This is a genomic window from Myxococcaceae bacterium JPH2, assembly GCA_016458225.1.
In the GTDB taxonomy this organism is placed as follows: Bacteria; Myxococcota; Myxococcia; order Myxococcales; family Myxococcaceae; genus Citreicoccus.
This window is the reverse complement of sequence record JAEMGR010000009.1, coordinates 48304-69848: the sequence shown is the minus strand read 5'-3', so window position 1 is coordinate 69848 and position 21545 is coordinate 48304. Positions and strand designations below refer to the sequence as shown.

The 21545-nt window shown below is 71.2% G+C and carries 13 protein-coding genes and 1 pseudogene; 9 read left to right on the top strand and 5 right to left on the bottom strand.

Annotated features, from left to right (window positions below):
- The first annotated feature begins 99 nt into the window (after positions 1-99).
- The 6 genes and pseudogenes from trpS to JGU66_15555 all read left to right on the top strand — a co-directional run bounded on the left by trpS (position 100) and on the right by JGU66_15555 (position 11389).
- Positions 100-1113, top strand: coding sequence for a tryptophan--tRNA ligase (gene trpS, locus JGU66_15580; GenBank protein MBJ6762193.1), 1014 nt, complete (start codon positions 100-102; stop codon positions 1111-1113).
- A 150-nt stretch (positions 1114-1263) separates the two neighbouring features.
- Positions 1264-2130 (top strand): segregation/condensation protein A, encoded by an 867-nt coding sequence (locus JGU66_15575; GenBank protein MBJ6762192.1) that lies wholly within the window; start codon positions 1264-1266, stop codon positions 2128-2130.
- The gene (gene scpB, locus JGU66_15570) at positions 2117-3106 is read left to right on the top strand and encodes an SMC-Scp complex subunit ScpB (GenBank protein ID MBJ6762191.1); all 990 of its coding nucleotides are present in this window, start codon (positions 2117-2119) and stop codon (positions 3104-3106) included. Before JGU66_15575 ends, scpB begins: the two co-directional genes overlap by 14 nt.
- Positions 3107-3132: 26 nt before the next feature.
- A pseudogene (locus tag JGU66_15565) lies at positions 3133-5037 on the top strand (pseudouridine synthase).
- Between the two features lie 2146 nt (positions 5038-7183).
- On the top strand, positions 7184-9298 hold the full coding sequence (locus JGU66_15560) for a HEAT repeat domain-containing protein (protein MBJ6762190.1): 2115 nt from the start codon (positions 7184-7186) through the stop codon (positions 9296-9298).
- Complete coding sequence (locus tag JGU66_15555) at positions 9299-11389, top strand: cyclic nucleotide-binding domain-containing protein (protein MBJ6762189.1); 2091 nt, start codon at positions 9299-9301, stop codon at positions 11387-11389.
- A gap of 7 nt (positions 11390-11396) precedes the next feature.
- Here the strand turns inward: JGU66_15555 and JGU66_15550 are convergent, their stop codons facing one another.
- Positions 11397-12083 carry a general secretion pathway protein GspE gene (locus JGU66_15550; protein ID MBJ6762188.1) on the bottom strand — a complete coding sequence of 229 codons (687 nt, stop codon included), beginning with the start codon at positions 12081-12083 and terminating at the stop codon, positions 11397-11399.
- A 162-nt stretch (positions 12084-12245) separates the two neighbouring features.
- On the opposite strand from JGU66_15550, the gene JGU66_15545 reads away from it, so the two are divergent.
- Positions 12246-13079 (top strand): hypothetical protein, encoded by an 834-nt coding sequence (locus JGU66_15545; GenBank protein MBJ6762187.1) that lies wholly within the window; start codon positions 12246-12248, stop codon positions 13077-13079.
- Position 13080: 1 nt separating this feature from the next.
- Here JGU66_15545 and JGU66_15540 read toward each other — a convergent pair whose 3' ends face one another.
- From JGU66_15540 to JGU66_15530, 3 genes are all read right to left on the bottom strand, one after another.
- The gene (locus JGU66_15540; GenBank protein ID MBJ6762186.1) at positions 13081-14328 is read right to left on the bottom strand and encodes an anion transporter; all 1248 of its coding nucleotides are present in this window, start codon (positions 14326-14328) and stop codon (positions 13081-13083) included.
- A gap of 41 nt (positions 14329-14369) precedes the next feature.
- On the bottom strand, positions 14370-16181 hold the full coding sequence (locus JGU66_15535) for a DUF4339 domain-containing protein (protein MBJ6762185.1): 1812 nt from the start codon (positions 16179-16181) through the stop codon (positions 14370-14372).
- Between the two features lie 86 nt (positions 16182-16267).
- A complete protein-coding gene (locus JGU66_15530) occupies positions 16268-16711 on the bottom strand; it encodes a nuclear transport factor 2 family protein (protein ID MBJ6762184.1) in 444 nt (147 codons plus the stop codon).
- 190 nt (positions 16712-16901) lie between these two features.
- Here JGU66_15530 and JGU66_15525 point away from each other — a divergent pair, with 190 nt between their 5' ends.
- Together JGU66_15525 and JGU66_15520 are read left to right on the top strand one after the other, a co-directional pair.
- Entirely contained in the window at positions 16902-19319 is a 2418-nt protein-coding gene (locus JGU66_15525) for a DEAD/DEAH box helicase (GenBank protein MBJ6762183.1), read from the top strand.
- A gap of 15 nt (positions 19320-19334) precedes the next feature.
- The gene (locus tag JGU66_15520; GenBank protein ID MBJ6762182.1) at positions 19335-20756 is read left to right on the top strand and encodes a ribonuclease H-like domain-containing protein; all 1422 of its coding nucleotides are present in this window, start codon (positions 19335-19337) and stop codon (positions 20754-20756) included.
- On the opposite strand, the gene JGU66_15515 is transcribed toward JGU66_15520, so the two are convergent.
- Positions 20740-21522, bottom strand: coding sequence for an SDR family oxidoreductase (locus JGU66_15515; protein ID MBJ6762181.1), 783 nt, complete (start codon positions 21520-21522; stop codon positions 20740-20742). The two genes, JGU66_15520 and JGU66_15515, sit on opposite strands and share 17 nt — an antisense overlap.
- Positions 21523-21545 lie beyond the last annotated feature (23 nt).

Sequence of the window (21545 nt, the reverse complement as noted above, 5' to 3'; positions counted from 1 at the left end):
CGCGGGCCGCTCGGGCAGGGTGACCGGAAGGTTGCAGGGGGGCGGCGGGTGTGCGAACCAGCCTCGTCGTCCACCCGTCACCTCACTATTGGTATCGCCATGCGGATTCTCTCAGGCGTGCAGTCGTCCGGACGGCTGCATATCGGCAACTACTACGGGGCCATCCGCCAGTTCGTGCAGCTCCAGGAGGAGGGCGAGGCGTACTTCTTCATCGCCAACCTCCACGCGCTCAACACAGTGCGCGATCCCAAGCTCGCGCTGGACCTGACCCGCGAGGCCGCCCTGGCCTACCTGTCCCTGGGGCTGGACCCGAAGAAGGCCGTGCTCTTCCGCCAGAGTGACGTGAAGGAGGTCCTCGAGCTCAACTGGATCCTTGGGACCGTGGTGCCCCATGCGCACCTGGAGCGCGCCCACAGCTACAAGGACAAGGTGGCCAAGGGCTTCAGCCCGGACTTCGGCCTGTTCGCCTATCCGGTCCTCATGGCGGCGGACATCCTGCTCTACAGCACGGACGTGGTGCCGGTGGGCAAGGATCAGATCCAGCACATCGAGTTCGCCCGCGACTGGGCCGTGAAGTTCAATACCCAGTACGTCCCCGGCTACGACCCGGCGGACCCCGATGGCAAGGAGCGCGGACACGCGCCCGGCCTGCTCAAGCTGCCGGCGGCCCGCGTGCAGGAGTCCACCGCCACCGTGCCGGGCGTCGACGGACAGAAGATGTCCAAATCGTACGGCAACACCATCGAGCTGTTCGGGGACGAGAAGGAGATCAAGAAGCGGATCATGTCCATCAAGACGGACTCGACCGCGGTGGACGCGCCCAAGCCCACCCAGGACAGCCCGCTCTACGACTTGCTCAAGCTGATGCTGCCCGAGTCCGAGTTCGCCGAGGTGGACGCCACCTGGAAGGCGGGCGGCAAGGGCTACGGCGACTACAAGAAGAAGCTCCTGGAGGCCTACCACACCGTCTTCGGCCCGGCCCGCAAGCGCTACGCCGAGCTGGTGGCCGACCCCGCCGAGGTCGAGCGCATCCTCCAGGACGGCGCCAACCGCGCCCGCCACGAAGCCAGTCGCCTCATGACGCAGGTGCGACGGGCAGTGGGAATCCCCTGAACGTTTGTTCCTGTCAGTTTCTTTGACCCCCCTGGGAGGCACTGTTAAGGAGGTGTGTCCCCCCCGGCTCGCGCCAGAGGCCGGTTTTTCGGGCTTGTGCGCGATGACGACCCGAATCCACCTCGAACCCGCAGCGAAGGACATCGTCCGGTGAGTGAAGGTCGCCACGCGCCGCCGCCCGATGACTTCCCGCGTGACGGGGATGGGCCGCGCACTCCCGGAGATGCCTTCCGGGTCGCGCTGCCCAACTTCGAGGGCCCGCTCGACCTGTTGCTCCACCTGATCAAGGAGCACCGGGTCGACATCTTCGACATCCCCCTGGCGCTCATTACCGAGAAGTATCTCGAGTACTTGGAGCGGATGCGGGAGGTCAATCTGGACATTGCCGGGGAGTTCCTGGTGATGGCGGCCACCCTGGCGCACCTCAAGAGCCGCATGCTCTTGCCGCGTCAGGATGCGGCGGCGGTGCCCGAGGGGGCCGAGGCGCTGGCGGCGGTGGAGGAGGCGCAGGATCCGCGCGCCGAGCTGGTCCGCCGCCTGCTGGAGTATCAGAAGTACAAGGATGCGGCCGAGCACCTGTCCATGCAGGACCTGCTCGGCCGTGACGTCTTCGCCCGGAGCGTCCCGGTGGAGGCGGTGCCCATCCCCGAGGAGGAGGTGGGCCTCCAGGAGTTCTCGGTCCTCAAGCTCATCGAGGCGCTGGACCGGGTGCTCGAGCGGCTGACCCCCAAGGTGCAGCACGAGGTGGTGCTCGAGCGGGTCAGCCTGTCCGAGGCCATCCTCCGGGTGGCGGAGCACCTGCGGAAGAGCGAGCAGGCGACGTTCGAGAGCCTGTTCTCCGAGCAGACCAGCCGGCAGGAGGTGATCATCACCTTCATCGGCATCCTGGAAATGGTGAAACGACGCCTCATCAAGGTGTACCAGGAGGAGCCATTGGGCCCCATCCTGCTGATGCCCAATGGGGATGCCCTGGAGCGGCTGGTCCCCACGGAGGTCGACGAGAGTGACTACCGGTAGCAACGGTCCCGACGACGAGATGCCCGCGCCTGGTACCCCCGGAGGCCCGGGGCAGTTCTCCGAGGAGGAGATCGCCGCCGTCACCGGCCCTGGCCCCGCGGACAGCGACCTGGACGAGGTGGAGGCCGCGGCCATCGAAGAGGACTCGGAGGACTCCGCCCCAGACCTCCAGACCTCGTTCGAGAAGATGGTCTCGAAGAGCCGGGGGCTGTCCGGGGATCGCGTCCGGACGGTCATCGAGAGCGTGCTCTTCGTGGCCGAGCGCCCCCTGTCCGTGGACGAGCTGTACCAGGCGACGGGCATCACCCGGGAGCTCATCGCCGAGGCGCTCAACCAGCTCTCCGGCATCCACCGCGACGGCATCAGCGGCATCGTGCTGTACGAGGTGGCAGGCGGGTGGCAGTTCCGGACGGACCCCCACTCGGCCGAGTATGTGCGCCGCTACCTGCGGGTCAAACCGCAGCGGCTCACCCGCGCCGCGGTCGAGACCCTGGCCATCATCGCCTACCGCCAGCCCGTCACTCGCCCCGAGTTGGAGGAAATACGTGGCGTGGATTGCGGCGCCGTGCTGAAGGCCCTCATGGACCGCAAGCTGGTGAAGATCCTCGGCAAGCGCGAGGAAGTGGGGCGGCCCATTTTGTACGGCACGACGCGCGAATTCCTGGAGTTCTTCGCGCTGAAGGACCTGTCGGCGCTCCCGACGCTGCGTGAGTTCCATGAGCTCACGCAGGAGCACCGAGAGATCGTCGAGAAGGAGACGCAGCCGGTTCCGGTGGCTGCGGGTACAGTGGAAGTCCTGGCGGATCCAGGCTTCACGAAGCGGATGGAGAAGAGCGCGGCGGCCAGCGAGGCCGCGCTCGAGGAACTGGAGGAAGCCATGGCCGCAGCGGAGCGGACTCAGAAGGTGAGCTCCAGTGTCCTAGACGCGCCCCCACCGCCCGAGACGGGCGGCACCGAGGGGCCCAAGCCCGAGTGACGGGCAGCAATGGAAGAAGGGGAAGTATGGCGGCGGAACGTTTGCAGAAGTATCTGGCTCGCGCGGGAGTGGCTTCGCGCCGGCACGCAGAAGAACTCATCACCGCTGGCCGGGTGACGGTGAACAACAAGACGGTGACGGAGCTGGGCAGCCGGGTGGAGCCCGGAACGGACCTGGTCGCGGTGGATGGCAAGCTCGCCACGCCGCCTGAGGAGACTTCCTACTTCCTGCTGTACAAGCCCGTGGGCGTCGTGACGACGCTGTCGGATCCGCAGGGCCGTCCCACGGTGGCCGGCTACGTCGAGGAGACGGGCAAGCGGCTGTTCCCGGTGGGGCGTCTGGACTACGACGCCGAGGGAGCGCTGCTCTTCACGGATGACGGCGCGCTGGCGCACAAGCTCACGCACCCCAGCTTCCAGGTGCCTCGCACGTACCTGGCGAAGGTGAAGGGCGTCCCGGACGCGGCCACGCTCGACAAGCTGCGCGGCGGCGTGCGGCTCGAGGACGGCATGGCCACGCCGGTGTCCGTGGATGTCTTCGAGCGGGCCGAGCGCAACACGTGGCTCAAGCTGGTGGTCGCCGAGGGGCGGCCGCACCTCATCAAGCGCCTGTGCGCGGCGGTGGGGCACCCTGTCGTTCGCCTGTTCCGCCCGGCCTACGCGGGCATCCAGGTGGAGGGGCTGCGCCCCGGTGCGCTGCGCCCGCTGTCGGCGCAGGAAGTGAAGTTCCTCCAGGGCGTCGCGGATGGAACGGTCACTCCGCCGGACGTTTCGCTGAAGCTGCCGCCTCGGCGCCATGGGCGCTCGGCGCCGGGCTTCGAGGGCATGGAGGATGACGAGGAGCTGTCGATGGATGACGAGGCTCCCGCGCCCAAGCGCAAGGCCGCCGAGACGAGCGCGCCGCGCGCCCGAAAGTCCGCGGGTGGCGAGCGGTCGGAGCGCAGCGAGCGGAAGCCGGTGATGGATGGCGGCACGCGCCCGGCGCGGTTCGCGTCGCGTTCGCGCGATGCCGAGGCGGGTGAGCGGCCCGCGCGTCGTGGCTGGAAGGAAGATGACGACGCGGCCGAGGCTCCGTCGTCCGACGAGGGTCGTCCCGAGCGGCGTGAGTGGAAGCCGGCGGGCGAGGCTCGTGGCGGTGCGGGCAAGTCGGCGGGTGCTCCTCGGGGCCGTTTCGGCGGTGACGAGGGTGGGGCTCGTGGCGGCCGCTTCGGTGGATCCGAGGGCGGAGCGCGCGGCGCTTCTCGCTTCGGTGCGGGCAAGCCGGCCGGTGCACCTCGGGGCCGCTTCGGCGGTGATGAGGGCGGAGCGCGCGGCGCTTCTCGCTTCGGCGCGGGCAAGCCGGCGGGTGCCCCGCGCGGCCGTTTCGGTGGTGATGAAGGTGGGGCTCGCGGTGGTTCTCGCTTCGGTGGATCCGAGGGCGGAGCGCGCGGCGCTTCTCGCTTCGGTGCGGGCAAGCCGGCCGGTGCACCTCGGGGCCGCTTCGGCGGTGATGAGGGCGGAGCGCGCGGCGCTTCTCGCTTCGGCGCGGGCAAGCCGGCGGGTGCCCCGCGCGGCCGTTTCGGTGGTGATGAAGGTGGGGCTCGCGGTGGTTCTCGCTTCGGTGGATCCGAGGGCGGAGCGCGCGGCGCTTCTCGCTTCGGTGCGGGCAAGCCGGCCGGTGCACCTCGGGGCCGCTTCGGCGGTGATGAGGGCGGAGCGCGCGGCGCTTCTCGCTTCGGCGCGGGCAAGCCGGCGGGTGCCCCGCGCGGCCGTTTCGGTGGTGATGAAGGTGGGGCTCGCGGTGGTTCTCGCTTCGGTGGATCCGAGGGCGGAGCGCGCGGCGCTTCTCGCTTCGGTGCGGGCAAGCCGGCTGGGGCGCCTCGCGGTCGTTTCGGCGGTGACGAGGGCGGGGCTCGCGGCGGCTCGCGCTTCGGCGGTGACGAAGGTGGCGCTCGTGGCGGTTCGCGCTTCGGCGCGGGCAAGCCGGCGGGTGCTCCTCGGGGGCGCTTCGGTGGTGACGAGGGCGGAGCCCGTGGCGGCTCTCGCTTCGGTGCTTCCGAGGGTGGCGCTCGTGGCGGTTCGCGCTTCGGCGCGGGCAAGCCGGCGGGTGCTCCTCGGGGCCGCTTCGGTGGTGACGAGGGTGGGGCCCGTGGCGGCTCTCGCTTCGGTGCTTCCGAGGGCGGTGCTCGTGGCGGTTCGCGCTTCGGCGCGGGCAAGCCGGCGGGTGCTCCTCGGGGGCGCTTCGGTGGTGACGAGGGGGGGGCCCGTGGCGGCTCTCGCTTCGGTGGTTCCGAAGGTGGTGCTCGTGGCGGCTCTCGCTTCGGCGCGGGCAAGCCGGCGGGTGCTCCTCGTGGCCGCTTCGGCGGCGATGAGGGGGGCGCCCGTGGTGGTTCGCGCTTCGGTGGTTCCGAGGGTGGCGCTCGTGGCGGTTCGCGCTTCGGCGCGGGCAAGCCGGCGGGTGCTCCTCGGGGCCGCTTCGGTGGTGACGAGGGTGGGGCCCGTGGCGGCTCTCGCTTCGGTGCTTCCGAGGGCGGTGCTCGTGGCGGTTCGCGCTTCGGCGCGGGCAAGCCGGCGGGTGCTCCTCGGGGGCGCTTCGGCGGTGACGAGGGCGGAGCCCGCGGCGGCTCTCGCTTCGGTGCTGCCGAGGGTGGCGCTCGTGGTGGTTCGCGCGTCGGCGCGGGCAAGCCGGCGGGTGCTCCTCGGGGGCGCTTCGGCGGTGACGAGGGCGGAGCCCGCGGCGGCTCTCGCTTCGGTGCTGCCGAGGGTGGCGCTCGTGGTGGTTCGCGCGTCGGCGCGGGCAAGCCGGCGGGTGCTCCTCGGGGGCGCTTCGGTGGTGACGAGGGGGGGGCCCGTGGCGGCTCTCGCTTCGGTGGTTCCGAAGGTGGTGCTCGTGGCGGCTCTCGCTTCGGCGCGGGCAAGCCGGCGGGTGCTCCTCGTGGCCGCTTCGGCGGCGATGAGGGGGGCGCCCGTGGTGGTTCGCGCTTCGGTGGCTCCGAGGGTGGCGCTCGTGGCGGTTCGCGCTTCGGCGCGGGCAAGCCGGCGGGTGCTCCTCGGGGGCGCTTCGGTGGTGACGAGGGGGGGGCCCGTGGCGGCTCTCGCTTCGGCGCGGGCACGCCGGCGGGGGCTCCTCGCGGGCGCTTCGGCGGCGATGAAGGGGGCGCCCGTGGTGGGTCGCGCTTCGGTGCTTCCGACGGCGGTGCTCGTGGCGGCTCGCGCTTCGGTGGTTCCGAGGGCGGCGCTCGTGGCGGTTCGCGCTTCGGCGCGGGCAAGCCGGCGGGTGCTCCTCGCGGGCGCTTCGGCGGCGATGAAGGTGGCGCCCGTGGTGGTTCGCGCTTCGGTGCTTCCGAGGGCGGTGCTCGTGGCGGTTCGCGCTTCGGCGCGGGCAAGCCGGCCGGGGCTCCTCGGGGGCGCTTCGGCGGTTCCGAGGGCGGCGCTCGTGGCGGGTCGCGCTTCGGCGCGGGCAAGCCGGCGGGGGCTCCTCGCGGGCGCTTCGGCGGCGATGAAGGTGGCGCGCGTGGGGGTTCGCGCTTCGGTGCTTCCGAGGGCGGTGCTCGTGGCGGTTCGCGCTTCGGCGCGGGCAAGCCGGCCGGGGCTCCTCGGGGGCGCTTCGGCGGTTCCGAGGGCGGCGCTCGTGGCGGGTCGCGCTTCGGCGCGGGCAAGCCGGCGGGGGCTTCTCGGGAGCGCTTCGGGGGTGACGAGGGGGGTGGTCGCGCCCCTCGCTCCCCGGGTGGGGCTCGGGGTGGCTTCGGGGCCGGCAAGCCCGCGGGTCGTCCGGAGCGGCGCGAGTGGAAGCCCGCCGGTGAGGATCGCGCGCCGCGTGGGCGTGGACCTCGCTCTGGTGGCTCCGAGGGGCGTTCGTGGGCGCCGTATGACGCCTCTGGACGTCCGCAGGAGCGCGTCGTGAAGGCGGGCTCACGTCGGGGCGCGTCGGACGACTTCGGGTCCAAGCCTCCTCGTGGGGGTGCCGGCCGTCCGCCGTCGCGTGGGCCTCGCCGTCCCTCCTGAGTCGGGTAGGGAAGAGCCGCCCCCAGTGGGCGGCTCGGGGGCGCGTTGATATAACCCCGGCCGCATACTCCACCGTCTGCCTCCTCGGAGATCGATGCGAACCGGCGCGCGCCCCCTCATTCTCGCAATGGCACTGGTCCTCGGGTGCAACGGCAGCCGGGACCAGCTCCTGGCTGATATCCAGAGCCCTCGCCCGGAGATTCGCGCCGCGGCGGTGAAGAAGCTGGCCACCCAAGGCAACGCGGATGACCTCGTCCTCTTCACCCGCGCGGCCAAGGACCTCGCCGCCATCGTGCGCGGCGAGGCCGCTGTCGCGCTGGGAGAGAGTCAGGATCCTCGCGTCGTCGATCTGCTCGGCGAGCTGCTGGAGGACCCCGACGAGGATGTCCAGGGTCGCGCCGCCATGGCGCTCGCCAAGGTCAAGAACGACAAGGCCAAGGGCTACCTCAAGCTTCAGTACGGTCGGCGCGGCCGGGCCACGCGGCAGGTCATCGTCCAGGCCCTCAAGAGCGCGAACGTTCCAGGCGCGATGGCCGAGGTCGTCGCCGCCGAGTCCAAGGGCCTCTGGGATCGCAACCTCCTTGCCCTGACCGAGGGCGCGCTGCCCGAGCGCGTGGGCGCGGCTGAAGAGCTGGGCAAGAGTGGACGCGCCGAGGCCGTCAATCGCCTCCTGCCGCTCGTGCGCGACAGCCAGGTCATCCTCGCCGCCGCCGCGGTCCGGGGCCTGGGCGACGCGGGAGACAAGGCCGCTGTCGGTCCCATCGGTCTGCTGCTCGACGAGAGCTTCCCGGAGCTGCGCGAGTCCGCGCTCATCGCGTTGATGAAGTTGCAGGACCCGGCCATCGCGCCGCGCCTCCAGGCCGTGGCGATGGAGAAGAGCGCCGTGAGCCCTCAGGCCACGGACGCGATCCTGTCCTTCCCGCGCACGCCCGCGACCGACGCGGCGCTGTGTGCCATTGCGCTCGACGGTGCTCGCGCCGAGGCCCTGTCCTCTGGCCGGGCCATGCGCCAGCGCGGCGGATGCCCCGCGGAGCCCATCGCGGATCGCCTCTCGCGGGCCACCACCGCGGCCACGGGACTCCAGGCCATCATGGGCCTGGGGCCTTCCGCGCAGGCGCTGCTTCCCAAGGTCACCCCCTGGCTGAACCAGTCTGATGCGGGCCTGCGTGGGCTCGCGGTGGAGGCCGTGGCGGCCGTGGGGGATGCCTCGGTCGTTCCCGCGCTCCAGAAGCTGTACGAACAGGAAGTGAAGGGGCTCGCGGCGCTGCGCGCGGACTGGGTGTCGGATGCGCTGCCGCGCCAGTACGGCCCGGGCTTCGATCCGGATGGACCCGCTGCCCCGGGACGCGGGAGCGAAGATGGGCGAGCGGCCCGTCACACGCAGTTGTTCGATCGGATCCGCGCGCTCAACGCGGCGCGGGCTCGTGCGGCGGGGCGGGAAGTGGTTGCGCCTCGCGCGCCCTCGGAGCTTTGCGACGACGTGGAGCCGGCGCGCCTGGTTCCCTTGGCGAGCCTCCTGGGCGCGTTGGGCGAGCTGAAGGCGCCCGGGGCGCTGGAGCTTCTGACGGGCTACGCGAACGACTCCAGCACCACGCTGCGTACCGCGGCGCTGGTGGGGCTGACGCACCTGGGCCCCGAGGGTGTGGCGCTGGCGAAGTCCGCGCTCCTGGAGCCGGACCGAGACCTCCAGAAGGCGCTCGCCGAGGCGCTCTCCGAGCAGGCCGAGCCGGGCCGGGACGCCCTGGTCGAGGCGCTGCCGAAGATGGGCGGCGAGAAGCTCCTCGTGCTGGATGCGCTGTCGCACAGCGCGACGGTGCCCCCCGCGGCCTCCGAGTCACTTCAGGCCGTGGTTCGCGAAGGGGGCCCCGAGGCCGCGCTGGCGGCGTCGCTGCTGGGGCGAATCCCCGCCAAGGACGCGGTGCCCACGCTGCTCAAGGCGCTGGACGAGACGAACAGCGTGGCGCGCCGGGATGTGCTGCTCGCGCTGGGCGCGATTGGGGATCCGCGCGCGGCGGATGCCGTGGCTCGCGACCTGTACCACGACCTCCCCGAGATTCGCGCGGCGGCGGCCCGAGCGCTCAAGGAGATTGGCGGCGGGCCGCAGAGTGAGCCGCTCGATGCGCTCAAGGGCGACTACTTCCGCTCGGTCCGCGAGTCCGTGGGAGCGGCGCTCGCCAAGGGAGGCACTGCTTCCGAGGGGGCTCACTAGATGGAACTGCGCCAGCTCAAGGACAAGGCCAGCGAGGCCTTCACCAAGGGGCGCTTTTCCAAGGCCGCGGAGCTGTACGACGAGTACTGCCGGGCCGATCCGAAGGACCACCAGTCGCGCCTGCGCCTGGGGGATGCGTGGTCCAAGGCGGGCCAGCGCGTGCGAGCCATCGCCGCGTATCAATCCGCCGCGGAGGGCTTCGCGCGCGAGGGTTTCCTTCCACGAGCCATCGCAGCCAGCAAGCTGATCCTCGAGCTGGATCCGCAGCACAGCGGTGTCCAGCAGATGCTCGCGGACCTCTATGCGCGCCGAGGCACGCCTGCCTCGCCGCGTGCCCGGAGGTCTGACGGTCCACCACCCGCCGCCGCGACCGCGGTAGGGCCGGAGCTTCCCGTCCCGCTGTCGTCTCGGCGTCCCGCGCCGGTGTCGCTGGACGCTGCGGGCGAGCCCGTGGACCTCTCGGACGAGCTGCCGCTCGAGCTGGTCCGGCCGACGGGGGGCGTCGAGCCTGACTCGGTCGTGGTGACGGTCGAAGTGGAGGTCGAGCCCGCGGATGTCACGGGCGTGGAGATCTTCCCAGCGGACGCCCCTGCGCCCGTGGACACGCGGGCACTGCCCCCGGGGCTGTCTCCGCGCAGCGCAGGTCGTGCGCCCGAGGCCGGTGGTCGGTCCGATGGCGCGCCTCGAAATGAAGGCGCCGCGCTTGGGGGCGCTGTTCGTCGGGCCGACTCCGGCGCGCTCGCGGACAGTGCTCCGGCCGTGCCGATGGGTGCGGCCGTTCGTCCTGCGGCGGGACCGAGCGCTGACGCCTCGGCTTGGTCCGCGGTCGCCGCGCCCGATGGGGCGGGGGCTCACGCGGAGGGCGCGGCGCGGACCGAAGTCGCTCCTGGCACGGGGCCTGCGCCGGGTGGCGCGTCGACTCGGTGGACTGCGCTTGCGGCGCCCATGCACACCGCGACGTCAGCATCGGAGCCCGCCGTGGCGCGCGCTCCCGCCGCGGCTCCTCCCGGAATGCGGCCTCGCCGGGCGGAGTCCACGCCTCGGACCCCGGAGCCCGTGAGCGCGCCCGCGCGTCCCTCCGTGGTGGTCTCGTCGTTCACGGAGCTGGAGCTGGAGGCGGACTCGCTTCTGCACGCGGTGGAGCTGGCCGCGCGCGCGGGCAGCGAGGCTCAGGCGGTTGAGGTCGCCGTGGAGGAAGAGGCCTATCCGCTCACGGAGGAACTCGGCGCCGAGTCTCCGGATCTGGAAGCGCTGCCCACCATCCCGCTGTTCTCGGACCTGCCTCGCGAGGCGTTCATCGCGCTGTTCGAGCGGTGTCCGCTGCGCCGGCTCGTCGCGGGCGAGCGCATCATCGAGCAGGGCAGCCTGGGCGACGCCTTCTACGTCATCTGCGAGGGCAGCGTGCGCGTCTTCCGGGAGGACTCCGGTCGTCGCGACGTGCTGGCCACCCTCGAAGGCGGCACCTTCTTCGGCGAGATGGCGCTGCTCTCCGGCGCGCCTCGCACGGCTTCGGTCGAGGGCGCCTCCGAGGACACGCAGCTCCTGGAGATCTCCGCGTCCGTGCTCGCGGAGCTGTCGCGGAGCTATCCGCAGGTTGCCCAGGCCCTCAAGAAGTTCTGCCGCGAGCGCCTGCTCGTGAACGTCATGAATGGCTCGGCGCTGTTCCGTCCGTTCAGCCGGAAGGACCGCCGTGGCCTGGTGGAGCGCTTCCGCGCGCGCGACGTCGAGCGCGATGACGTCATCATCCGCGATGGCGCCGCGACGGATGGCCTCTACGTCGTCCTGTCCGGCGAAGTGGAGGTCCACAAGGACGGCCACCTGCTGACGCGGCTCAAGGAGGGGGAGCTCTTCGGAGAGATCTCCCTGCTCCAGAAGACGCCTGCCACCGCGACGGTGAAGGCGGCTCGGCACACCACGCTGCTGCGGCTGCCGCGCGAGGACTTCGATCAGCTCATCTCCAGCCACCCGCAGATCCTCGTGCTCGTGTCGGAGCTGACCGACGAGCGCCTCCGTCGAACCGAGGCGCTCTTGAGCACGCAGGCCGCGGGGGCCGATGCGCATGAGCTGGAGGAGGACCTCATCCTCGTCTGAGGGCTCGCTACTTCCCCTTCGACAGCAGCTCCTCGCGGGTGGCGAGCCCCCGCGACTCCATCACCGCCATCACCCCGCGCACGACGCGCGCCTGCTGGGCGACCATCCGCTCCAGGTCCGCGACCTGCTGCGTGAGGGCCTCCACGCGACGCGCCAGCTCGGACTCGCGCGGAGGACTGGCGACGGGGCCCGTCGAGGCGCGGACGCTCTCGGCCTCGGCGGGTGGAGCCAGCTCGAAGAGGGCCTCCTCCATGCCGAAGGTGAGCGGCGTCGCGGCGGTGGCGGTGACCTCGCCGTGGTAGTTGCGGCGGATGGCGCGCTCGATGGACGACGCGCTCGCCACCACGACGCCGATGCGCAGGCCCGCGTGGAAGGCCAGCTCCTGGAGCGACTCGACGTTCGTTGGATCCGCCGTGGCCACGGTCAGCAGCTTGTGCTGGGTGTCCACGGCGGTGGGGAACACGGTGTAGCGCTCGGCGATGTCCACGCGCAGCGCCTGGAGCGCGGGCGGGGAGGGGACGAACGACTCCAGCTCCACCGTGGGGATGGAGAGCTGCCGTGACAGTGCATGGACCATGGAGCTTTCGTCCAAGTAGCCCATCTGCACCAACGTCAGGCCGAGCCGTCCGCCCCACTTGCGCTGCTCCGCGAGCGCGGAGCGCAGCTGCGTCTCCGTCAGCAGGCCAGCGTCCATGAGGATTTCACCCAGGCGGCGCTTGCGGCCCATCGAGGGTGCGGAAGGTGGGGGCGACAGGGGATTCACGGCCGTCGAGCATACCAGCGAGCGGGCGAGGTCGCGTCCGAGGAACCTGCTCGGGAAGGCGCCTGCGGGGCTCGGTTGAGGTAGCTTTTGCACATGGCTCGAAGTCTGTTCATGGGAATCCTTGGGTTGCTCATCTCCGGTTGTGCCACCCAGCGGTTGGCGGGGGCGGACCTGGACAGCGTGCAGCGGCCCGCGTTCATTTCGCGCATCGAGGATGGCGCGGGGCCTCGCAGCGTGGTGTTCCGCGACGATGACTCGTACGGCGGCAAGCTGAAGAAGCTGGAGCCGAAGGAGGCGGATCGCCGGCTCGTGGTGAAGCTGCAGAAGGCCGTCACGCGCTTCGAGATCTCCGAGCGCCTGCGCGTCAACACGCTGACGCAGCTGCCGCGCGAGGCGCCGTGGACGCAGACGGTGGATCCGGCGCAGGTGGCCTCGTCGCTGGAGAGCTTCCTGGTGGAGGAGGTCCCCGCCAACGCGCCGGACTACGAGCTGCTCTCGCCGCTGGGGGCGGACACCATCGTCGAGTTCGTCATCCAGGACTACGGCATGCGCAGCAAGGGCGGGCGCGCGGGCGCGTTCGTCGAGGGCTACGGGCGCATGTTCTCGCTGAGCGGTCGCTCGGAGGTGTGGCGCCGGCCGTTCCACGTCGATCAGGTCGTCGCGGGCGCGCCGCACCTGGATCCGTTCAAGGTGGGCAAGGAGCCGGAGCTGTTCCGGATCGCGGTGACGGCGATGCTGGACGAGGTGGCCGCGACCTTCGTGAAGGACCTCACGCCGAAGGACCGGCACGCGAGCGCCAAGGCGCCGCCCACGCGGCTGGAAGGGAGCGGGCCGGACAGCGTGCACGTGACGGGGCGTCAGGTCGCGCCGCCCAAGCCCGCGGAGCCGGAGCTTCCCGCGGGCGAGCTGCCCGCGCCGGATCCCTGACTCAGAACAGCGCGTGCTCGGCCAGCAGCACGGCCAGACCGATGACGAAGCTGAGCAGTGTCACGGGGAGGCCCACGCGCAGGTAGCGCATGAAGCTCATGTGCACCTTGCCGCGCGCGGCCTCGAACACGATGAGGTTCGCCACGCTGCCCACCAGCGTGAGGTTGCCCGCCAGCGTGGAGCCGAGCGCGAGCACGTGCCAGCCCAGCTCGGGGTTCTGCAGGCCGGGCACCCACGAGCGCGCCAGCATCACGAAGGGCACGTTGCTGAAGATGTTGGAGCCCACCAAGGTCAATGTGGCGAAGCCGAGCGTCTCGCGCCACGGAGGCCCCGCCATCAGCGGTGAGAACAGCCCGCGAATGGCCTCCGCCCAGCCGCCCTGATTCACCCCGTACACGACGACGAACAGGCTGGCGAAGAACAGCAACAGCACCCAGTCAACGCGCTCCAGGTGATGCCTCGGCTCCAGTCCGCTGAGCGTCATCACGGCGACGCCACCGGCCAGCGCGCTCCAGCTCATGGGCAGGCCCATGAAGAACGCGATCACGACGCCGAGCAGCGAGCCCAGCGCGAGCCACATCAGCCGGCGGTTCACGTCGGTCGGGGGAGGGTGGGGATCGAAGCGGCGATCGGGCAGATCGTAGCGGAAGAGGAACACGAGCGCCGCGGCGACGAGGGCGGTCGAGAGCAGCGCGGGCAGCGCCATGTAGGCCGCGAAGCTCGCATAGGACAGCCCCGAGGCCCCCTGGATGAGCATGTTCTGCGGGTTGCCCGTGAAGGTGGCCACCGAGCCGCTGTTGCTGCCCATGCAGGTGGCGAGCAGGTACGGCGCGGGCGGCAGGTCGACCTCTTCGACCACCGCCAGCACGAGCGGGGTCAGCATCAGGCACACGGTGTCGTTGACGAGGAACGCGGAGAGGCCCGCGCTCACGAACGTCACCGCCACCAGGAGCCGGCGCGGCGTGTGCGCCACTCGGACCGCTTGGGCTCCCGCGAGCCGGAAGACGTTCGCGACCGACAGGTACTCGGCCAGCAGCATCATCCCGAGCAGCAGGAGGATGGTGTCGCCGTCGATGGCGCGCCCGCTCGGCAGCGAGCTGTGGCCCATGACCTGGGCGGGCGTGACGATGCCGAAGACGACCATGAGCAGGGCGCCCAGCAGCGCTCCACCCGCGCGGTCCAGCTTGAGCCCGGGCAGCTTCGCCCCGGCGATGAAGACATACGTGAAGAGGAAGATCGCGAGCGCCACGGTGGCGGCACACTAACCGAACCGAGGCGCTTCGCTGGTGCTCAGAACACGAACGGAAAGCGGACGGGCTCGCCCTGCTCTCGATGGGGCGTGAATGTCCACGCCCGGACCTTTCCCTCGATGCATCGAGCCATGGGCGTGCCGCGCAGCCGACCGTTCTCCAACAACACGTCCGTCACGCGACCATTGGGCAGGATGCTCCAGCGAACGATGACCCGCTTTCCCTCGTTGGAGGTCGCGCCAGGCAAGGCCGCGCAGGTCGCCAACTCCGACTGATTCGCGAGGACGACGGTGAAGATGTCCTCCTGCGCCAGCGTCGCCGGCATCGCCTTCACCGAGGGATCCGGAGGAATCCACACAGACGGCTTCGGTGGAGGGGGGCGGGCCGGCGGGTGCTCCAACTCGTGGGCGTAGGCCTCGTCTGGCCCCAGCTCCTCGCCGGGCTCCTTGGGCGGCGCCGGCGGGGGCGGAGCGGCGTCGTGGGGCGGAGGCGGGGTGACCTCGGGCTGGACTCGAGCGCGGCCGGACAGGGGCGCCACGGCCGAGGCGCGCACGTGGACCTCCGGCGCGAGCGGAGGCAGCGGCGTCCCTTCGTCCGCTTCGGTCTCCTGCGAGGCGCCCTTCCTGGACGGGGGCGGCTCGTCCTCCGAGTCGTCGTCATCGGGAGCCGCGGTCACGGGCGCTCGCAGCGCGGCGATGGGCGCGCCAGCCGTGGGCGCCGGAGTGGAAGCCACGGGTGAGGCTGCGTGCACGGCGTCGGTCGCGACGGATGGCGTGCTCGCGATGGGCGCCGTGGGGGCGGCGAGCGCCGGGTCCTGTGTCGGCGGGGGCGCGGGCGGGGGAACGGTTGTCTCAGGCAGGGGGGCCTGCGCTTGGGGCGCGGGCGCTGCTTCGTGAGTCACGAGCGGAGGGCTCGCGCCCCGGTTCCCCACGTAGACGAGAACCGCCGCCACGGCCGCGCCTCCGAGGAGGCCACCGCCCAGCAGCGGCAGGAGCCCGGAGAGCCAGCGTCGCTTTCGCGTCGCGCCCTGAGCCTCCGAAGAAGGCTCGTGGCCACTCGGCGCTGAGTCTCCGGCGAGCATGGGCACGAGGAGCGTCGGGTCTCCCGAGATGTCGCGGGGCGCTGCGACGATGTGCAGGGGCTCCGGATTCGCCTGTGGCGTGGGCCCGCTGGAATCCACGGGGGCTGCGTCCACTGTCGTCGCCCGAGCCTCGGCGCCCCACGACGTCTGCGGCGACGGTGCTGGCTGCGCGGGAGCGGTGGGCTGCGACACGGGAGCCCGGCCCGCTTGCGCCTGGGTCGCCTGCGCGGGCGCGGCCGGATGGACTGGGCCCACCTGTCCCATCGTCTGCGCTGGCTGCACCTGGCCGACCTGCGCCGGCGTTGCTCCGGGCGAGGTCGCGGCGGCGGCCGCGAGCACTTCACGAAGCTCTGTCAGTTGATGAATGGGCTGCCAGGCCGCGAGTCCTTCGCGCCAGCAGAGTGAGTCGGCGTGAAGCTCTCCCCGCTGCCAATGGCCCCGCAGGGCGGCGACGTCGTAGGGCCCGGTGATTCTTCCACCCATGACCGCGTACCACGCGTGACTCGGCGGGCTCTCTTCCTTCGGCGGCTCAGGGGGACCCTCGAGCGGGCTCGCGCGCTGCGAGTACCGCGTGCCTCGGTGCAAGCGCTCCGAGCCCACATCCCAGCGCGAGCGTGGCGCCGGCGCGCGGGGGACCACGGCGTTGCGCGCGGTGCGAAGCTGGCCGACGAACGCATCCAGCTCCGACTCCGACACCTCACCCAAGACGGAGGACCGGTCTGCCGCAGGAGTGGCCGGGGGTTTTCCACCGTCCTCAGGGTTGCTGCCCATGCTGCTGCTCCTTCATCGCTCGCCAGGGCCGGGCCAGAAGGGCCCCGGTGACTTTGGACCCTGACGCGCCGCTCCCGCGCGAGAGCCTACTCAACCTTGCTGACGTGTGACGCCACCGCAAGCCAATGTCCGTCCCGCAAGACAAAGACGTTCGTGTAGCGAAAGGTGATGGCCAGTGGGCGATCGTTCCAGAGCCCCCGAAGCTGGGCCCGGCCGGTGGTGACGGCGCTGTCGCCATACACGCGCGCCTGTCGATCATCGAGCGCGAGCGGCTCCAGGCTGCGCTCGGGCATGGCCACGGTCTGGAGGTAGCGCTCACGGCACTCGACAGACGGGTCGAGCCCGCTCAGCACGAAGTCGTCCGCCAGGAACTTCTCCAGTCGGGCCGAGTCCTTCGCGACCAGGGCCGCGTACCACGCCTGCTCGGTCTCCAGGACCGCGGCCTCCGTCACACCCGATGCCGCGCTGCCTCGCGTCGAGGCGCAGCCCATGATTCCGAGGGCGAGCAGCATGGGCGTGATGCGGCGCATGGGGGCTCCGTCAAAAGGGGGGACGCGAGGGTACCGGAAGCGCCCGACCACTGCTCCCTATTCGTGGAGCGCTCCCTCGTCCGCTGTCTCAGTAGGACTCCCCGTTATCCTTGATGAGCACTTGGAGGCTGTGCGAACGCCGAGTTCGCGCGTTGTCTCGCTCGGTGCACGTCTGTACAGTGCCCGGCCCATGAAGTCCGTGAAGGAACCCGAGGCGTTCTCCGGGGCTCGCCGCACGCCGTGGTCGGGTCCTCGCGGGCTCGACGCCGTCCTCCAGGGGTGGCAGCGCGATCGCCAGCTCTGGTCCAACTTTGCCCTCGACGAGGTGACTCCCGCGCGGACCGGCTCCTTCGCGCCCGTGCCCGAGGATGTCGCGCCCCAGGTCCGCGAAGCGCTCCGGCGCCGAGGCGTCGAGCAGCTCTTCTCGCATCAGGCCGAGGCATACCAGCGCGCACGCGAGGGCCAGGATCTGGTCATCGCCACCCCCACGGCCTCCGGCAAGAGCCTTTGTTACAACCTGCCGTTGCTCGACCGCTTCGCGCGCGAACCCCAGGCGCGAGCGCTCTATCTGTTTCCCACCAAGGCCCTGTCGCGCGATCAGGAAGAGTCGCTGCGCGCGTTCATGCGCGAGGCGGGGCTGGAGCACGGCGCCATCACCTTCGACGGCGATACGCCCGGAGACGCGCGGCGCGTGGCCCGTGAGCGCAGCGGTGTGGTGCTCACCAACCCGGACATGCTCCACACGGGGATTCTTCCGCACCACGCGGGCTGGGCTCGGCTGTTCGCGAACCTGCGCTACGTCGTCATCGACGAGCTGCACACGTACCGTGGCGTGTTCGGCTCGCATCTGGCCAACGTGCTCCGGCGGCTCCAGCGCGTCGCGCGGTTCCATGGCTCATCGCCCACGTTCATCCTGGCCTCGGCCACCATCGGCAATCCGAAGGCGCACGCGGAGCGGATGCTCGGGCGGAAGGTGGCGCTGGTGTCGGAGAGCGGGGCGCCCTCGGGCGAGCGCCGCGTGCTCGTCTACAACCCACCGGTGGTGAACGCCGAGCTGGGCATCCGCGCCAGCTACCTCAAGAGCGCGGTGCGGCTCACGGCGGACCTGGTGCGCTCGGGCGTGTCCACGCTGTTGTTCGGCCAGTCTCGCAACAACATCGAGGTGATGCTCAAGTACCTGCGCGATCGCTTCGTCGAGGAGAAGCTGGACCCTTCGCTCATCCAGGGCTATCGCGGCGGCTACCTGCCTGGGACGCGACGCTCCACCGAAGCGGCCATGCGCGCGGGCGAGGTGCGCTGCGTGGTGGCCACGAACGCGCTGGAGCTGGGCATCGACATCGGCTCGTTGGACGCGGTGGTGTGCGCGGGCTATCCCGGCTCGGTGGCCGCGCTATGGCAGCGCTTCGGTCGAGCCGGGCGCCGAGGCGCGGGCAGCCTCGCGTTGCTCGTCACCTCCAGCGCGCCGTTGGATCAATACCTCGCGGGAGATCCTCGCGCGCTCACGGGCGCTCCTGTTGAGCACGCGCGCATCGATCCCGACAACGTCGAGATCCTCGTCCAGCATCTCAAGTGCGCCGCGTTCGAGCTGCCCTTCGAGGAGGGCGACTCCTTTGGCGACGTGCCGGTGGAGAATACCACCGAGGCGCTCGGGTTCCTGGCGCAGCATCAGGTGGTGCATCCCTCGGCGGGCGAGGGCGGACGGCGGGTGTTCCACTGGTCGTCGGATGCGTACCCGGCCAACCATGTGTCGCTGCGCAGCGTGGGCTGGGACAACGTGGTCATCATCGAGCTGGGCTCGGATCGCACGCTCGCGGAGATGGACTTCCGCTCGGCGCACACGATGCTGCACGAGCAGGCCATCTATCAGCACGAGGGCGAGCAGTATCAGGTCGAGCGCCTGGACCTGGAGAACCACAAGGCCTTCGTGCGCAAGGTGGCGCCGGACTACTTCACCGACGCGATGACCTACGTCCGCGTGAACGTCATCCAGGAGGACCAGGGCGCGCCGCTCGGGCCCGCGCTCCAGGTGGGAATGGGCGAGGTGTCCGTCATCGAGAAGGTGGTGGGCTACAAGAAGATCAAGTTCCACACGCACGAGAACGTGGGCTACGGCGACGTGCGCCTCCCTGAGATGCAGATGCACACCACGGCGCTGTGGCTGACGGTGCCGGAGTCGGTGGTGCGCTCGCTCGATGCGCCCCGGCCCGCGGTCATCGACTCGCTGCGAGGGCTGGCGACCGCGCTGCGCACCGTGGCGTGCGTGGGGCTGATGATCGACCCACGCGATCTGGGCAAGACGCTGGGCAATCGCGACGAGGCGGACGGTCCGCCGCGCAAGGACGGGAGCGTGGGCTTCGACCCCACCATCTTCCTCTACGACAACATCCCCGGTGGCGTGGGGTTGGCGGCGCGGTTGTTTGATCAGCGTGACGAGCTGCTGCTTCGCGCGCGCAAGTTGCTGGAGACGTGCGCGTGTGAAGAGGGCTGCCCCGCGTGCATCGGTCCGGCGGCGGGGAACATGCCGGGTGTGGCGCCGGTGGATCCGCATCCGCGCAAGCGCCTGGGGCTCGATGTGCTGGCGGCGCTGGGCATCGCGGGCGTGCAGTAGTCGGGGGGCGCGGGCATGGACCTGAAGCGCAAGCTGTCGCGGCTCACCAGTGCGGGGCCAGGAGGCCGGCCCATCGCCAAGGCCGCGGAGCCTCCTGTTGCGCTGGAGCCCTCCGCTCCGGAGTCAGTGCCTTCCGCCGCGGAGCCCGTGGCCGAACCGTCCGTGCCGCAGTCCACGGATCCGCGCGTGGAGTCCCTGCGGCGCTTGCTGACAGGGTGGGCCGAGCGACAGGGGACCGCTTCGGCCCGTCGAGCCGTGGGGCCTGTGCTGCCTCCGACTCCGCTGCCCGTGGAGGCTCGCGAGACCCCTCATGGCACGGTGCACGTGCATGAGCGGCTGCACCCTCCTGGGCACCGGCACGGCAGTGCCCCGCTGGACGGCGCGCTGGACGCGGACGCCGCGCTGGTGGCCAGCCTCGCGCTGCACCCCGAGCTGGCTGGCGTGGATCTCCAGCGCATGCTGCTGCTCGACACCGAGACCACGGGGCTCGCGGGCGGAACGGGCACCGTGCCGTTCCTCGTGGGCATGGCGTGGTTCGAGGGCCGGGCGCTGCGCGTGCAACAGCTCTTCCTGCGTCGCCTGGGCGAAGAAGGCCCGATGCTGCGCATGCTCGCCGAGCGCATGGCGGAGTCGTCGTGCCTGGTGACGTACAACGGCAAGAGCTTCGACTGGCCGTTGCTGCGCACGCGCTTCGTGCTGAACCGCGTGCCCACGCCACCTGTGCCGCTGCATCTGGACCTGCTGCACTGCGCGCGGCGCGTGTTCAAGCATCGCGGTGGTGGCGCGCGGCTGGTGCACCTGGAGGAACAGTGGCTCGGCCACCGGCGGGTGGGGGACGTGGATGGCTCGCTGATCCCCGAGCTGTACTTCCGCTTCCTGCGCGGCACGGATGGGTCGGAGCTCACGGGCGTGCTGGAGCACAACGTGAACGACTTGCTCCTCCTGGCCGCGCTGCTGGGGGAGATGGTCCGGCGCTTCCGTGGCGTCGGAGGCGCGGGGGAGGACCCAAGAGACCTCCTGGGCTTCGCGGGCGTGGCCGAGCGCGCGGGGGACGCCGAGCGTGCCCGGGCCTTCGCGCAAGCCGCTGCCGACGGCGGCCGAGGCGATGTCGGCATGGAGGCCCTGGTGCTGGCGTCACGCGTGTCGCGCCGCGCGGGGGACAACGAGGCCGCGGTGACCTATCTCCACCGAGCCCTGGCCACCGCGCGAGGCTCGCAGGCGGCCGAGCTGCACCTGTCCCTGTCCAAGCTGTATGAGCACGCGCTCAAGCGACTGCCGCGTGCACTGGAACATGCGCGGCTCGCGGGGGCAGCGGAGGTGCCCGAGGCGCATCGGAGCCGCGTCGAGCGGTTGGAGCGCAGGGTGTCTCGCGGAGCGCGAGAGCTGTCTCTCGCGCTCGAGGTCGAGCCCCGCGGGAGCGTCAGGACTTCTGGTTGAGCCCCGCGGCGATGGAACGCACCAGCGCGCGCGGGCTGAAGCGCACCATCTCCATGCCGAACCAGTTGGCCAGGCCGTGCACGGACAGCACCCGGCCCTTCATCATCGCCCGGTATGCATCCGAGGCGACGTCCGAGGCCTGGGCGACGCCGGGCCGCTGGAACAGGCGGGACTTCTCCGTGCCTGCCCGCGACGCGAACTCGGTGCGCGTCGCACCCGGGCATGCGCACGTCACCGTCACGGCGGAGTCCTTCAGCTCGTACGCCAGCGCCTCCGAGAACGACACCACGAAGGCCTTGGTCGCGTAGTACGTGGCCATGTACGGACCCGGCTGGAAGCCCGCGGTGGACGCGATGTTCAGCACGCGCCCGCTGCCTCGCTCGCGCATGGGGCGAACGAAGAGGTGCGTGAGCTTGAGGAGCGCCGTGCAGTTGACCTCCACCATCTCCGCCTCCCGAGCCAGGTCCAACTCGAGGAAGGCACCCGCGGAGCCGAAGCCCGCGTTGTTGACGAGGAACTCCACCTCCAGGCCTCGGGCATTCACGTCCTCGAAGAGGCGCTCGGGGGTCTCGGGCTGAGTGAGGTCCGCGGGCAGCACGTGCGCGCGGATGCCGTGATCCTTCTCCAGCCGCGTGGCGAGCGTCTGGAGGCGCTCGGCGCTCCTCGCCACGAGGATGACGTCATGCCCATCCCGCGCGAAGCACTCCGCGAACTGCTCGCCCAGACCCATGGATGCGCCCGTGATGAGGGCCACTTTGCGCGACATATCGTGTCTCCGATTGGAGTGCC